This is a genomic window from Ruegeria sp. BE10 (genome assembly GCF_056538905.1).
Map to the genome: position 1 here is coordinate 67,037 of NZ_JBQFTX010000007.1, position 14,194 is coordinate 81,230.

At 56.8% G+C, this 14,194-nt stretch carries 14 protein-coding genes and 1 tRNA gene; 12 read left to right on the forward strand and 3 right to left on the reverse strand.

What is annotated here, in order from left to right; genetic code table 11:
- Nucleotide 1 precedes the first annotated feature (1 nt).
- Nucleotides 2-1,516 (forward strand): tripartite tricarboxylate transporter permease, encoded by a 1,515-nt coding sequence (locus tag ACR0M2_RS15565; RefSeq protein ID WP_170412145.1) that lies wholly within the window; start codon nt 2-4, stop codon nt 1,514-1,516.
- On the forward strand, nt 1,509-2,615 hold the full coding sequence (locus ACR0M2_RS15570; protein ID WP_480705889.1) for a lyase family protein: 1,107 nt from the start codon (nt 1,509-1,511) through the stop codon (nt 2,613-2,615). The genes ACR0M2_RS15565 and ACR0M2_RS15570 overlap by 8 nt, the downstream gene beginning before the upstream one ends.
- A gap of 48 nt (nt 2,616-2,663) precedes the next feature.
- Here ACR0M2_RS15570 and ACR0M2_RS15575 read toward each other — a convergent pair.
- Nucleotides 2,664-2,740: transfer RNA gene (locus ACR0M2_RS15575), tRNA-Pro, on the reverse strand.
- A 114-nt stretch (nt 2,741-2,854) separates the two neighbouring features.
- Nucleotides 2,855-3,970 carry a THUMP domain-containing class I SAM-dependent RNA methyltransferase gene (locus ACR0M2_RS15580; RefSeq protein WP_480705891.1) on the reverse strand — a complete coding sequence of 372 codons (1,116 nt, stop codon included), beginning with the start codon at nt 3,968-3,970 and terminating at the stop codon, nt 2,855-2,857.
- Between the two features lie 288 nt (nt 3,971-4,258).
- On the opposite strand from ACR0M2_RS15580, the gene ACR0M2_RS15585 reads away from it, so the two are divergent.
- From ACR0M2_RS15585 to nqrF, 6 genes are read left to right on the forward strand one after another with little or no spacing between them, the layout of a single operon-like run.
- On the forward strand, nt 4,259-5,602 hold the full coding sequence (locus tag ACR0M2_RS15585; protein ID WP_480705893.1) for a Na(+)-translocating NADH-quinone reductase subunit A: 1,344 nt from the start codon (nt 4,259-4,261) through the stop codon (nt 5,600-5,602).
- A 5-nt stretch (nt 5,603-5,607) separates the two neighbouring features.
- Nucleotides 5,608-6,816, forward strand: coding sequence for an NADH:ubiquinone reductase (Na(+)-transporting) subunit B (locus ACR0M2_RS15590; protein ID WP_170350026.1), 1,209 nt, complete (start codon nt 5,608-5,610; stop codon nt 6,814-6,816).
- A complete protein-coding gene (locus ACR0M2_RS15595; RefSeq protein ID WP_480705895.1) occupies nt 6,809-7,636 on the forward strand; it encodes a Na(+)-translocating NADH-quinone reductase subunit C in 828 nt (275 codons plus the stop codon). The genes ACR0M2_RS15590 and ACR0M2_RS15595 overlap by 8 nt, the downstream gene beginning before the upstream one ends.
- Nucleotides 7,636-8,289: an NADH:ubiquinone reductase (Na(+)-transporting) subunit D gene (locus ACR0M2_RS15600; protein WP_170350028.1), complete on the forward strand. Its 654-nt coding sequence runs from the start codon at nt 7,636-7,638 to the stop codon at nt 8,287-8,289. The genes ACR0M2_RS15595 and ACR0M2_RS15600 overlap by 1 nt, the downstream gene beginning before the upstream one ends.
- Nucleotides 8,289-8,897 carry an NADH:ubiquinone reductase (Na(+)-transporting) subunit E gene (nqrE, locus tag ACR0M2_RS15605; RefSeq protein WP_170350029.1) on the forward strand — a complete coding sequence of 203 codons (609 nt, stop codon included), beginning with the start codon at nt 8,289-8,291 and terminating at the stop codon, nt 8,895-8,897. The genes ACR0M2_RS15600 and nqrE overlap by 1 nt, the downstream gene beginning before the upstream one ends.
- Before the next feature lie 10 nt (nt 8,898-8,907).
- Entirely contained in the window at nt 8,908-10,131 is a 1,224-nt protein-coding gene (nqrF, locus tag ACR0M2_RS15610; RefSeq protein WP_170516240.1) for an NADH:ubiquinone reductase (Na(+)-transporting) subunit F, read from the forward strand.
- Between the two features lie 74 nt (nt 10,132-10,205).
- Here the strand turns inward: nqrF and ACR0M2_RS15615 are convergent, their stop codons facing one another.
- On the reverse strand, nt 10,206-10,730 hold the full coding sequence (locus ACR0M2_RS15615) for a CBS domain-containing protein (protein WP_170350031.1): 525 nt from the start codon (nt 10,728-10,730) through the stop codon (nt 10,206-10,208).
- Nucleotides 10,731-10,855: 125 nt separating this feature from the next.
- Between ACR0M2_RS15615 and ACR0M2_RS15620 the strand changes: the two genes are divergently transcribed.
- The 4 genes from ACR0M2_RS15620 to ACR0M2_RS15635 all read left to right on the forward strand — a co-directional run bounded on the left by ACR0M2_RS15620 (nt 10,856) and on the right by ACR0M2_RS15635 (nt 14,144).
- The gene (locus ACR0M2_RS15620) at nt 10,856-11,041 is read left to right on the forward strand and encodes a hypothetical protein (RefSeq protein ID WP_170361640.1); all 186 of its coding nucleotides are present in this window, start codon (nt 10,856-10,858) and stop codon (nt 11,039-11,041) included.
- Nucleotides 11,042-11,107: 66 nt separating this feature from the next.
- Nucleotides 11,108-12,133, forward strand: a complete 1,026-nt coding sequence (locus ACR0M2_RS15625) for an FAD:protein FMN transferase (RefSeq protein WP_480705897.1) — start codon at nt 11,108-11,110, stop codon at nt 12,131-12,133.
- Nucleotides 12,134-12,148: 15 nt separating this feature from the next.
- Nucleotides 12,149-12,391 carry a (Na+)-NQR maturation NqrM gene (nqrM, locus tag ACR0M2_RS15630; RefSeq protein ID WP_170350034.1) on the forward strand — a complete coding sequence of 81 codons (243 nt, stop codon included), beginning with the start codon at nt 12,149-12,151 and terminating at the stop codon, nt 12,389-12,391.
- 64 nt (nt 12,392-12,455) lie between these two features.
- Nucleotides 12,456-14,144 carry a sulfatase-like hydrolase/transferase gene (locus ACR0M2_RS15635; RefSeq protein ID WP_480705899.1) on the forward strand — a complete coding sequence of 563 codons (1,689 nt, stop codon included), beginning with the start codon at nt 12,456-12,458 and terminating at the stop codon, nt 14,142-14,144.
- The last annotated feature ends 50 nt before the right edge of the window (nt 14,145-14,194 follow it).

The window sequence follows — 14,194 nt, forward strand, 5'->3', positions numbered from 1 at the left end:
TATGGAAATCTTTCCCGCACTTCTTTCGGTTATCACAGACCCCACGCTGCTGTTTGCAATTGTCCTTGCTGCGGTTGTTGGCATGATCGTGGGTGCCACGCCCGGCCTCACGGCATCGGCTGCGATTGCCATGCTGTTGCCCATTACCTTTTACATGTCGCCGATTTTTGCGCTCGCCTTTCTTTATGTGATCGGAAAATCCGGCCGCTATGGCGGGTCGATTGCGGCGATCCTGTTCAATACGCCCGGTACTGCGGCCAGCGCGGCGACCCAGATTGACGGCTATCCGCTGGCACGCGCCGGCAAGGCGGGCAAAGCGATGAAGGTGGCGACAATCTCATCGATCATCGGGGATTTGATGGGTGACATTCTATTGGTCATTGGCGTCGGTTTCATTGCGGCCATTGCACTGAAACTGGGCCCGCCGGAAACCTTCGCCATCTATTTTGCAGCCTTTGTGGTGATTGGATCGGTCATCGGAAACTCCATCGTCAAAGGTTTGGCGTCGGCGCTGATGGGCATCCTGATTGCAATGGTCGGACTGGATCCGATTTCAAGCGAAGAACGCTATACGTTCGGCTCATTCGAGCTGTCCAACGGCATCGGTCTTGTGCCGCTGATGATCGGCGTATTCGTTCTGGGTGAGGTCTTTGCACAGCTTGAAACCCGGCGCAAAGCCACGGGTGACACCAAAGAGAACGAAAGCACGGCGGACGGAAACACTCTGACATGGGAAGAGTACAAACCCTGCCTGCCGCACGCCTTCCGAGGCGGGTTCATCGGTGCGGGCATCGGTGTTCTGCCTGGACTGGGTTCAGCCATTGCCGCGTTCATCTCATATGGTGAAGGCAAGCGCCGCGCCAATAACCCGGAAATGTGGGGCAAGGGCGCGCTGGAAGGCGTGGCCGCGCCCGAGGCCGCCAATAACGCGGTTTCCGGCCCATCAATGGCACCTCTGTTGACGCTTGGTATTCCGGGTTCAACCATCGGTGCAATCCTGCTGGGTGTTTTCCTGATCCACGGCATTCAGGTTGGCCCGACCCTGTTCCTTACGGATAAGGAACTGGTCTATAAACTGTTCGCCTGTGGAATGCTTGGCATTCTTGCCTACGGTCTGATCGGCTATTTCGGGGCTACGCAGGTTGCGCGGTTGATCCTGAAGATACCTACCAATGTTCTTTATCCGCTGATCTTTCTGACCTCGTTTGTGGCTGCCTATTCCACACGTGGGTCGATGTTTGATGTGACCGTCATGACAGTTGCAGGTTTCGCCGGTTGGCTGATGCGCAAATTTGATTTCAATGTTGCCGCATTCGTCATCTCTTTTGTGTTGGCCAAAGGCGCGGAAGAAACCTTTCGCCAGTCGTTGCTGATGTCCGAAGGTGGGGCGTTGGTCTTTGTGGAACGCCCCATCGCGCTTGCGTTCCTGCTGGTCGGGCTTGCGGCGATGGCATTCCGAATTCGCGGTATCGTCAAGGAACGCCGGATCGCACAAGGAGGGCTTGGAGATGCTTGATTATGGTATCTACCGGGATTGTTTTTCCAGCGCCGACATGCGGTCCATCTGGTCGGAACATACAGTCATCTCGGCCTGGTTGCGCGTGGAGCAGGTGCTAGCCGAGCATCAGGCAATGGCCAACGTGATCCCAGATGAGGCGGCGAAGGCAATAAATTCCCTGTCAATCTGCGATCTTAACAAGCCCGATCTGCAAAAGGAAATGATGTTTGTCGGTCGCCCGATTGTCGGATTGGTCAAACAGATGCGCACCCTCCTTCCGGAATACGCCGCCTATGTGCATTTCCGTGCTACCACGCAGGACATTATGGATACTGCGATGGCTTTGCAGATGAGGCTGGGGCTAGAGTTTGTTCAAGACGCTCTGGATGGCGTTATCGCGGCCATTGATCATCATATTTCTTCTCATCCCGACACAATGATGATGGGTCGCACAAACGGGCAATTCGCAGTGCCGATTCAGCTGGCCACAAAGTTATTGGTTTGGCGATCGGAACTTGAACGCCGTTCACAGGCGCTGAAAGATGCGTCAGGACGTGGGTTGAATGTCCAGATTGGTGGACCTGTTGGCGATTTGCGTGGCTATGAAAGCGGGACCGGTCAGCGCATCAAACAAGGTATCGCCGCATCTCTTGGACTGAATGTGGTCGAGCCTCATTGGCAGAATGCGCGGGACGGGGTGGCTGACATCATCACTGCCCTAGGTGCGCTGTGCGGGACGCTTTGTAAAATTGCACATAACGTCAATCAGTTGTCGTCGTCTGACATCGGAGAATTTCTTGAGGTTCAGGAACCTGGTCAAGGCGCGTCTTCCGCAATGGCCCACAAACGAAACCAACGTGCATCGGAATTCGGCGAAGCCGTAGCCCGCCTTGGGCGCCAACGCGCCGAGCAAATAGGCGAACTGACCCTGCATGAACACGAACGATCCGGTGGCGTTTGGATTGCTGAATGGGTGACGGTGCCCGAGACGTTTCTTCTGACCTCGGGCGCATTGCAGTGGTTGGAACGGATGTTAAAAAACTTGGTTTTTGATACGGACGCGATGAGCAGATCGCTCTCGGCCAAACTTACTGCCGAACAGCAAACGCATCATTAGTAGAGACGCGGTTGCACCGTTTAGATCTGTTAGTCTGTTAGATGATATTGGTCGGAGTGAGAGGATTCGAACCTCCGACCCCTGCCTCCCGAAGACAGTGCTCTACCAGGCTGAGCTACACTCCGACCGTGGCGGGTGATCTATACCCGAGGAATCGGATGTGCAAGGGGATTATGGGACCAAATGCAGGATTTCGTGCCCAGCAGAAACTGTCCTTTGCGCCACCGCTGCATTAGCAATTAGGGTAGGGGATCCGTGCGGTACAGCCGGATTTTCGTGCCACCGTGATCGACGACTGGCCCGGCAGGGAGCAAAGGCAAGCGCGTGGCCCGGGCTAGTGATTGATTGCTGGTCACGATACCCACCCGCCAGCCGCTGAACCGCGACATCAGAACCTTGCCCAGGCTGCCGTACAGAGAGCGCAGGCGTTTCTCGTCCCCGATTCTTGCACCATAGGGCGGGTTGACGATGACCAGACCCGTGGAGCCCGGTGGCGGCTTGATGTCACTGACCGACCGGCACTGAAACCGGGTGTGTGCGGCAACCCCAGCTCGATCGGCATTGGTGGCGGCGGCCTCGGCGGCCCCGGCATTCCGGTCCGAGCCGTAAAAGACAGTGTCCAAGTTTACCGGCGGTCCGTCTTTGCGCAGTTCGGCCCAAGCGCGCGAATCGAATCCGTGCAGGTCTTCGAAGGCAAAACAGCGGGATCGGCCTGGATTCAGCCCGGCTGCGATCTCGGCCGCTTCGATAACGAAAGTACCCGAACCGCACATCGGGTCCAGAACAGCCTCAGCCCCGTCGAAACCACATTCGCGCAAAAACATAGCAGCCATGGTTTCGCGCATCGGGGCCTTGGCCACCGCCGGTTTGTGGCCACGCTTGTGCAAGGGCTCGCCAGAGGTATCGACCGAGAAGGTGCAAATGTCTTTTTCGATGCGAAGCAACACGCGCAGCCCGGCGTCGGACGAAATCGGCGCACCCAGCGTTTCGGAGATCGCCCGCTCGACCCTTTGGCGGGCGGCCCCGGCATGATAGATGCGGGATTTCCGGCTTGTAGCCTCAACCTTGACCGGGATGTCGGCATGCAGAAATTCGGACCAGGGGAACTTGCGCGCCCGCTTGTCGAGCTGCGCCAAATGTACTGCCGGAAACTTGCCCATCCGGACCAGTACTTTGTTGGCACCGCGCAGACACAGGTTTGCTCGCCAAACCTCGGGCCAACCGCCATGGCAGCTTATCCCGCCGGGTACAATTTTGGCATCTGCGAATCCCTTTTCGACGGCTTCGGCCTGCAAAGGCGCCTCAAGCCCGGGGGTGGCCACCAGAAAAATCTCAAATTCGCGCGTCTGTTCCATTGGGCGTGCTTACACTGGAAGGGCACTGGGCGCGACCAGCAATTTTTGGGCGCTAAAATGGAAACATTTCAAAGGAAAGTGAAAATCATTGTGTGATTTTGGCGGCAACGGGTTTGCTTTTAGCATCATCCCCGCGTAAAGGAGCCCAAATCGGAGTTACGCCCGCGGAATTTGGACGCATTTCGACGCTTTTGCGACGACTGTTAAAAAATCCTGCGTTATTGTCCGACACTGTTAAAGTGTTGGTCTAACCGGCGCAGATAAAGAGGCTTGGAAGACAGTAGCAACATGCAAACTTTCAAACTGAAAAAAGGGTTGGAGCTGCCGGTGCAAGGCGCGCCGGATCAAACCATCCAGCCGGGACCTGAATTTAAAACCGTTGGGGTATTGGGCGGGGATTACCTAGGCCTGAAACCGCGCATGCTGGTGCAGGAAGGTGACGCGGTTCGGCGCGGTACGCCGTTGTTCTGCCACAAGGATGCGCCCGAGGCGATGATGGTCGCCCCGCTGAGTGGTAAGATCGTGGCAATCAATCGCGGTGCGCGCCGTGTATTGCAGAGCGTCGTGATCGAGGTTTCGGACCCGAACGATACAGGGATTGATTTCTCGGGTGTGGGCAATGCGGACAGTGCCGAAGGCGTGACGGAAAAGCTGTGCGCGGCCGGTCTTTGGACCGCCTTCCGTACCCGGCCCTATTCGAAATTGCCGATGCCGGGTACCACTCCGGCCGCGATTTTCGTCACCGCCATGGACAGTGAACCGTTGGCGGCAGACGCGGCCGTAATCATTGCCGATGCCGGTGAGGCCTTTGCAGCCGGGTTGGCCGCAATCACCAAGCTGACCGAAGGCAAGACCTATCTGTGCCACAAGGAAGGCGACGCCATTCCGGGCGCGGAAGTGCCGGGGGTCGAAGCTGCGGCTTTCTCGGGCCCGCATCCCGCCGGATTGGCCGGGACGCATATTCATTTCCTTGAGCCCCTAGCGGGGGACAAGCAGGTCTGGACCATCGGTTATCAGGACGTGATCGCCATTGGTCGCTTGATGCAGTCCGGTCATCTGGATCCGAACATCGTGATCGCACTCAGCGGCCCGGCCGCGCGTCAGCCGCGTCTGATCCGCACCGTCATGGGTGCTTCGACCGACGATTTGACCAACGACGAGATCGACGTGGATGGCACTCCGCGCATCATTTCGGGGTCGATCCTGTCAGGTACGCAGGCTGAAGGACCAACCGCGTATCTGGGACGTTTCGCGCGTCAGATCAGCATCATCCGCGAAGATCACGACCAGATTCCAATGGGCTGGATTCGTCCGATGCCGTCGAAATACTCAGTTCAACCGGTGCTGGGCTCGGCGTTTTCTCACAAGCTTTATAAGTTCACCAGCAACCTGAACGGCGGTCGCCGCGCGATGGTGCCGACGGGTGTGTTTGAGCGGCTGATGCCGCAGGATTATCTGCCAACACAACTGCTGCGCGCGCTGCTGGTGATGGATACTGACAGCGCCCAGGCGTTGGGTGCGATGGAGTTGGACGAAGAGGATCTGGGCCTTGTCGGCTTTGCCTGTCCCGCGAAATATGAATACGGGCTGGCGCTGCGCGACTGCCTGACCAAGATTGAAAAGGAGGGCTGATCCAAATGGGTTTGCGCAGCTTCTTCGATCGGATCGAGCCGAACTTTACCAAAGGCGGCAAGTACGAGAAGTATTTCCCCATCTACGAGATGGTAGAAAGCTTTATCTACACTCCGAAAACCGTTACCACCGTCGCACCGCACGCGCGGTCCTACATAGATATGAAGCGGATCATGACTTATGTCGTGATCGCGACGATCCCCTGTATCCTGTGGGGGATGTGGAATACCGGCTATCAAGCCAACAGTGCAATTGCAGCCCTTGGCCCGGATGCGGCAACTGGCTGGCGTATCGCCATCCTACAGGCATTTGGCATCTCGCTGGACCCGTCCAGCATCTTCGCCAACGTGATGCACGGATTGATGTATTTCCTGCCGATCTACATTGTCACACTGGTTGCGGGCGGTATTTTCGAGGTGATCTTCGCCACCGTGCGTGGGCACGAGGTCAATGAAGGTTTCCTCGTAACCTCAATGCTTTACACGCTGATCATGCCCGCATCCGCCCCGCTGTGGCAGGTGGCATTGGGCATCATCTTTGGTGTGGTCATCGGCAAAGAGGTGTTTGGCGGTACCGGTAAGAATTTTCTTAACCCTGCGCTGGTCGGGCGTGCCTTCCTGTATTTCGCCTATCCGGCGAATATGTCGGGTGACACGGTCTGGACCCCGGTTGACGGTTTTTCAGGTGCAACTGCGCTGTCGGTTTCAGCATCCGAAGGCTATCAGGCGCTGGCAGCCGAAGGACTGACCTGGTGGAATGCCTTCATGGGCTTCATGCAGGGCAGCTTTGGCGAAACTTCCACACTGGCCTGTCTGATTGGCCTGGGTTTCCTGTTGGTGACACGTATTGCGAACTTCCGCCTGATCGTTGGCTGTCTGGGGGGCATGATCGTCTTTTCCCTGCTGCTGAACCTGATCGGTTCGGACACTAACCCGATGTTTGCAATGCCGTGGTACTGGCACCTGGTCGTTGGTGGCTATGCCTTTGGTCTGGCCTTCATGGTCACCGAACCGGTTTCGGCCAGCCACACCAATCTGGGCCGCTACATCTATGGCGCGCTGATCGGTGTCATGGTTGTGATGATCCGTGTGATTAACCCGGCTTTCCCCGAAGGCATGATGCTGGCCATTCTGTTCGGCAACGTCTTTGCACCGCTGATCGACTATTTCGTCGTTCAGGCCAACATCAAACGGAGGGCGCGTCGCCATGTCTGATACGCAATCCCCAGACAATAACGAGGCACCCAAGGGGGCGATTGCCAAGTTCCTGGCAGCCTCGCCGGATTCGGTCGGCAAGACGATTTTTATCGCCGTCGCTGTCTGCCTTGTCGCCTCGATGGTCGTGTCCTCGGCTGCTGTAAGTCTGCGCCCCGTGCAAGAAGCGAACAAGCTGAAGGACAAGCAGATCAACGTCCTGCAGGTCGCGGGTGTTTATGAACCCGGCGTCGACGTGACTGAAGCCTTCGCCGCGTTTGAGCCGCATGTTGTGGAACTGTCCACCGGCGAATTCGTCGATGACCAGTTTGATCCGGCCACTTTCGATGACATCGCTGCCGCAAGCGACCCCGAATTGAGCGTTGTGCTGGACGACGACCCTGCCGGGATCGGCCGCAAGGCCAAGTATCGCGTGATCTACCTGCTGCGTGATGATGCGGGCGATCTGGACAAGGTGATCCTGCCGCTGCACGGCTATGGTCTGTGGTCCACGCTCTATGGCTTTATCGCGCTGGAAAACAACGGCAACGATATCTACGGCCTGCAATTCTATCAGCATGGTGAAACGCCGGGCCTTGGGGCCGAGGTGGACAACCCCCGCTGGAAAGCGTTGTGGAGCGGCAAGAAACTGCGTGATGACGCGGGTGATCTGCAGATTACCGTTGCGAAATCGCAACCGGCAGCTGGCCCCGACTTTTACGTCGACGCGCTGGCCGGTGCCACGCTGACTTCGGTTGGTGTCGATAACCTGGTGAAATTCTGGATGGGTGATGCGGGCTTCGCTCCGTTCCTGGCCAAACTGCAAGCAGGAGAGATTTGATGTCCCAGACCAAGAAAGAAATGCTGGTCGACCCGCTTGTCGACAACAACCCGATCACCCTGCAGGTGCTTGGCATCTGTTCGGCTTTGGCGGTGACCTCGTCACTGCAGGTGTCGTTCGTGATGGCACTGGCGGTGACCTTCGTGACATCGTTCTCGTCCTTCTTTATCTCGTGCCTGCGCAACCAGATCCCCAGCTCGATCCGGATCATCGTGCAGATGGTGATCATCGCCTCGCTGGTGATCTTGGTGGATCAGGTTCTCAAGGCCTATGCCTTTGAGATTTCGAAAACCCTGTCGGTGTTTGTCGGTCTGATCATCACCAACTGTATCGTGATGGGCCGCGCCGAGGCGTTTGCGATGAAGAACCCTCCGGTCGCATCGTTCATCGATGGATTGGGCAACGGGATGGGCTATGGCCTGATCCTGCTGCTGGTCGGTTTCTTCCGCGAATTGTTCGGGGCGGGGTCGCTGTTTGGCGTGACCATTCTGCAAACCGTCAACAATGGTGGCTGGTATGTGCCCAACGGCATGCTGCTGCTGCCGCCATCGGCGTTCTTCATCATCGGTCTGATCATCTGGGCCTTCCGCACGTGGAAGCCGAGCCAGGTTGAAGAACGTGAATACAAAATTCAGCAGGTAGAGGCCCACTAATGGAAGGTCTGATTTCATTGGCCGTAAAGGCCATCTTTGTCGAAAACCTTGCGCTAAGCTTCTTTCTGGGGATGTGTACCTTCATCGCCGTTTCCAAGAAGATTTCGACCGCGCTGGGTCTGGGCATTTCGGTGATGCTGGTTCAGGCGATCACCGTGCCTACCAACAACCTGCTGCTGACTTATCTGCTGAAACCGGGCGCGCTGGCCTGGGCCGGGTTCCCGGATGTGGACCTGACCTTTCTTGGCCTTATCTCGTATATCGGTGTGATCGCGGCGATGGTGCAGATCCTAGAGATGATCTTGGATAAGTATTTTCCGCCGCTCTACAACGCGCTGGGGATCTTCCTGCCGCTGATCACGGTGAACTGCGCAATTCTGGGTGGTTCGCTGTTCATGGTGGAACGCGACTATAACTTTGCCGAAGCCGCGACCTATGGTCTGTCTTCGGGCTTTGGCTGGGCGCTGGCGATCACCGCGATGGCAGGGGTTCGGGAAAAGCTGAAGTATTCGGATATTCCTGACGGCCTGCAGGGTCTGGGGATCACCTTCATCACCGCAGGACTGATGGCGCTGGCCTTTATGTCCTTCTCGGGCGTGAAACTTTAAGGAGGGACGAATGGAAACTTTTAGCCTTGGCGTCATCCTCTTTACCCTGATCGTTATCGCGCTGGTAACGATCATTCTGGCGGCACGCTCCAGACTTGTATCCACCGGTGATGTGAACATCACTATCAATGGCGAAAAAACCATCTCGGTGCCCGCAGGCGGCAAGTTGCTGCAAACGCTGGCGGCTGAGAAGCTCTTTGTCCCATCAGCCTGCGGCGGTGGCGGCACTTGCGCGCAATGCCGGGTCAAGGTGCATTCGGGCGGCGGGTCGATCCTGCCGACCGAAGAAAGTCACATCACCAAGCGTGAGGCTGCATGCGGCGATCGTTTGTCCTGTCAGGTTGCGGTCAAACAGGACATGGATATCGAAGTCCCCGAAGAGGTCTTTGGCGTCAAGAAATGGGAATGCACCGTCCGCTCGAATGAGAACGTGGCGACCTTCATCAAGGCGCTGACGCTGGACCTGCCCGAGGGTGAGGATGTAAATTTCCGGGCCGGTGGTTACATCCAGATCGAAGCCCCCGCGCACCAGTTGAAATACACTGATTTCGACGTCGAAGAGGAATACCGCGAGGATTGGGATCGCTTCAATCTGTGGCAGTACGAATCTGTGGTAAATGAACCGATCGAACGCGCTTACTCGATGGCCAACTATCCGGATGAGAAAGGCATGATCATGCTGAACGTCCGGGTTGCTTCACCGCCTCCGGGTTCCGAAGGTATTCCGGCGGGTCAGATGTCGTCGTACATCTTCAATCTGAAACCAGGCGACAAAGTCACCATTTCGGGTCCGTTCGGCGAATTCTTCGCCCGCGACACGCAAAAAGAGATGGTCTTCATCGGTGGTGGTGCCGGTATGGCGCCGATGCGCAGCCATATCTTTGACCAGCTCAAACGTCTTGAAAACCGAGACCGCAAGATCAGCTTCTGGTATGGTGCGCGATCCAAGAAAGAGATGTTCTTTGTCGAGGATTTCGACACGCTGGCCAAGGAATTTGACAATTTCGAATGGCACGTGGCCCTGTCCGATGCGCAGCCCGAGGATGACTGGAAAGGCTATACCGGCTTCATCCACAATGTGCTGTTCGAGGAATACCTCAAAAACCACCCCGCGCCCGAAGATTGTGAGTTCTACATGTGTGGCCCGCCAATCATGAACCAGTCGGTCATCAACATGCTGCTGGATCTGGGTGTGGACCGCGAAGACATTATGCTCGACGATTTCGGCGGGTAGGAAACGAAAAACCGGCGCATTCAGCGCCGGTTTTTTTTAAGCCGCAAGGTTGCTGGCTTTCTAGATCAAAGCCATTAGCCGACGATCATCTGCTTCATGCGAAGCGCCTCGTATTCCAGCTCTTTGAGACGGAAATGCACAACGTCTCCAATGGTGATCACGCCGCACAGGTTGCCATCGCGAAGCACTGGCATGTGGCGGAACCGACCGTCGGTCATGGTTTTAAGAACATCATCCAGCAGATCGTCCGGCGAACAAGTCTTGACCTCGCGCGTCATCAGATCCTCGACCGCTTGAGGCAACGTCTGGCCGGGCGTATCCGCCATGCGCCGTACAATGTCGCGCTCGGACAGGATGCCTTGCAATGTGCCGTTCTGGTCGGTTACCAGCACAGCCCCAATCCGCTTTTCTTTCAGCGTATTGACCACCGAATGGATCGTATCGTTCGGGCGGACCGAAAACACCGCATCCCCTTTACCATCCATCAGCTTGGCCACAGTTGTCTGCGCATGCGACAAGTTCGATTCAGTCGATTGGCTGTACGTGGTCTTGTCAGCCTTGTCGCCACGTTTGGGGGCTTGGTAAGAGGTCGGGGCCATGGGCAATCTCCTTCGTGGTTCTTGCAAAGTCTTTCCCTTTTACCTTAGCGCAGCTAAACGACCTGTATAGGGTGCAATTGCGCTGATCGGCAGAAACCCCCATCAAAAAAAGGACGCTTAAGCCTTTGAACGATCTGTATCTTACCCCGCCGGTGGCTGCCTTGATTTTCTTTGTGGTGGTCGTGTGCGGCCATAATTTCCGCAAGACGTGGAAACAGCAGCCGCCGGGATGGCAGAAACGGGCCTGGCTGTTTGGTGTGCCGGCAGGAATTGGCCTTTTGGTACTGGGCTTTTTGCCGCTGAAACTGTGAAGTCGGTTTGACTCTGGCGGGGGTGGCTGGCATATGCCGGACACTGATTTTCCAGGAGATCGCCCCATGCGTCTTGTGCCAGTTTTGGCCTTCGTCACTTTGCTGTCCGGCTGTCTGTTCGACAAAGAGCCAGAGGTGGTTCGCCTATCGGGCGAAACGATGGGAACAACCTTCAACATCACAGCAATTGGCCAGGACCTGGACGAAAACGCGCTGGCTGTGGCGGTCGAAGAAACTCTTGCAGACGTTAACGCCAAGATGTCCAACTGGGACCCAAATTCCGAGGTCTCGACCTTTTCCGCCGCGACAAGCACCGAACCGGTGCAGGTTTCCGCAGAATTCGCACAGGTGATGGCTGCCGCGAATGATGTGCATGAAAAAACCGGCGGCACCTTTGATGTCACCCTTGGACCTTTGATCGAACTGTGGGGCTTTGGGCCCCGCAAACCGGAAGACCCGGTGCCTGCGGATGTCGAAATTCTGAAAGCACTCAACGGTGTCGGGCAGGGGCGTTTGCTAACTCTGGATGCCGAGGCGGGAACGCTGACCAAATCCGAACCCGGTGTTGGGATCAACCTGTCCGCTATTGCCAAGGGTTATGGTATCGACGCGGTGGCCAAGACCCTGCGCGACGCCGGGATTGAAGATTATCTGGTCGAGATCGGTGGCGATCTGGTCACCATGGGGCAGAACGACAAGGGCGAGGCCTGGCGCATCGGTATCGAAAAGCCACAAGCGGGAGCGCAGACCTATCAGCTGATTGTGTCGGTCAGCGATCTGGGCATGGCCAGCTCGGGCGATTACAAGAATTTCTTTGAACAAGACGGTGTGCGGTATTCGCATATCATCGATCCAACAACCGGGCGCCCGATCACGCATCGGACAACATCGGTGACTGTTCTGGCTGAAAACGCTATGATGGCGGATGCATGGGCAACCGCAATGCTTGCGCTGGGGCAGGAAAAGGGCCTTGAGCTGGCCGAAGAACATAAACTTGCTGTGTATTTCATCTCGCGGGATGTGACGGGTGGCGAAGATGCCTATATCACGGTACACAGCACCGCGTTCAAAGACGCGCTTGAGACCAACTGACTGGTAGGTACCACAATGAGCACCTTTATTCTGGCCTTTATTCTGCTTGCCCTTGTGATGGTAGGTATGTCGTTGGGTGTTATGCTGATGGGCAAAACCATCAAAGGCAGTTGTGGTGGCCTGAACGCGATCTCCGGCGCGGACAAATGTGTGGTCTGCCACAAAGACATTGATCCTGACAGCCCGCTGCGTGATCAGTTGCAGTGCAAACGCGCCAAGAAGATGCTGGAACAGATGGAGCGGCAGGCCGAGGCATAAATTACGCTTCGCTGCGGGCCGGGAATTGGCTAACTAAGTCCCTGACTATCGGGGAGGTGCCGCGTTGGCCAAAGCCAAAAACATTCTGTTCATCATGTTCGACCAGCTGCGCTGGGATTATCTGAGTTGCTACGGCCATCCGCATCTGCACACTCCGAACATTGATCGTTTGGCCGCGCGGGGTGTGCGGTTTGACCGGGCTTTTATCCAGTCCCCCATTTGCGGTAGTTCACGCATGTCGACCTATACCGGGCGCTATGTGCATTCGCATGGTGCGTCCTGGAATGGCATCCCGTTGAAAGTGGGCGAGATGACGATGGGCGATCATCTTCGCAAGGCCGGGATGGGGTGCTGGCTGGTCGGCAAAACCCATATGCGTGCGGATGCCGAAGGCATGGCACGGCTGGGGCTGGAACCCGACAGCCTGATCGGTGCCCGCGTGGCAGAATGCGGCTTTGACGTGTTTGAACGCGATGATGGGATGCGTCCCGAGGGGCCGGACGGGTTTTACGATCCGGACGGGGCCAGGGAATACAATAAATACCTCAGCGCCAAGGGATATGAGAGCGACAACCCCTGGCACGACTTTGCCAACTCGGGGCTGGATGCGGATGGCAACGTCCTGTCGGGCTGGTTCCTGAAGAATTCCCCCGAACCCGCCAATATAGCCGAAGAAGACAGCGAAACCCCGTATCTGACGGGTCGCGGAATAGACTTTATGCAATCGCAGGACGGTCCATGGTGTTGTCACCTGAGCTTCATCAAGCCGCATTGGCCTTATATCGTGCCCGAGCCCTATGCCTCGATGTATGGTCCCGAACATGTGCTGCCTGTGGTGCGATCCGAGGTCGAGCGCCAAAAAGCCCACCCAGTGCTGCGGGCCTTTATGGACACGAAGATCGGCCAGACATTCTCGCGCCAGGATGTGCGCGAGGCGGTGATCCCCGCCTATATGGGCCTGATCAAACAGGCCGATGACCAGATGGGCCGCCTGTTCGACTGGATGGAGAAAACCGGCCAGATGGACGATACGATGATCGTGTTGACCTCGGACCATGGGGATTTTCTGGGCGATCACTGGATGGGGGAGAAGACCTTCTTCCACGATGCCTCGACCAAAGTGCCCCTGATCATCTACGACCCGTCAGCCGAGGCCGACGCCACGCGCGGTACTGTCAGTGATGCGCTGGTCGAATCCATCGACCTTGCCCCGACTTTTGTGGAGGTTGCGGGGGGCGATGCGCCTTTGCACATCCTCGAAGGGCATTCCTTGCTGCCGATCCTATACGGGCAGCAGGAAGAGACCGCGCGCGAAGTGGTGATCTGTGAATATGACTATTCGGCCTCACCGATTGCCGATACGCTGAACGCCTCGGTCCGGGATGCGGTGATGTTCATGGTTGCCGACAAAAAGTGGAAGCTGATCCATTGTGAAGGTGGCCATCGGCCAATCCTGTTTGATCTGGAAAACGACCCGGACGAGTTGATCGATCTTGGTGAAAGCGCGGATCATGCCGAAATTATCGACCGTATGTACGATTACCTTTTCGCGTGGACGCGCCGCGCCTCGCAACGGACCACGCGCTCGGAACAACAACTGATCGATATGCGGACCAAAAGCCGCGGCAGGGGTGTTGTTGTCGGGGTCTATGACGAAAACGATGCCCCGCTGGATCTGACCGTCAAGTACCGGGGGCGCAAGGCTCGGCCATTCACCGAATATTTCGGCAATGAAAAACCGCCCCGGCATTAAATCTGCCCACCACAGGTCAAAAGGCGGTTCACCCGCCGATGGTCAGGCGG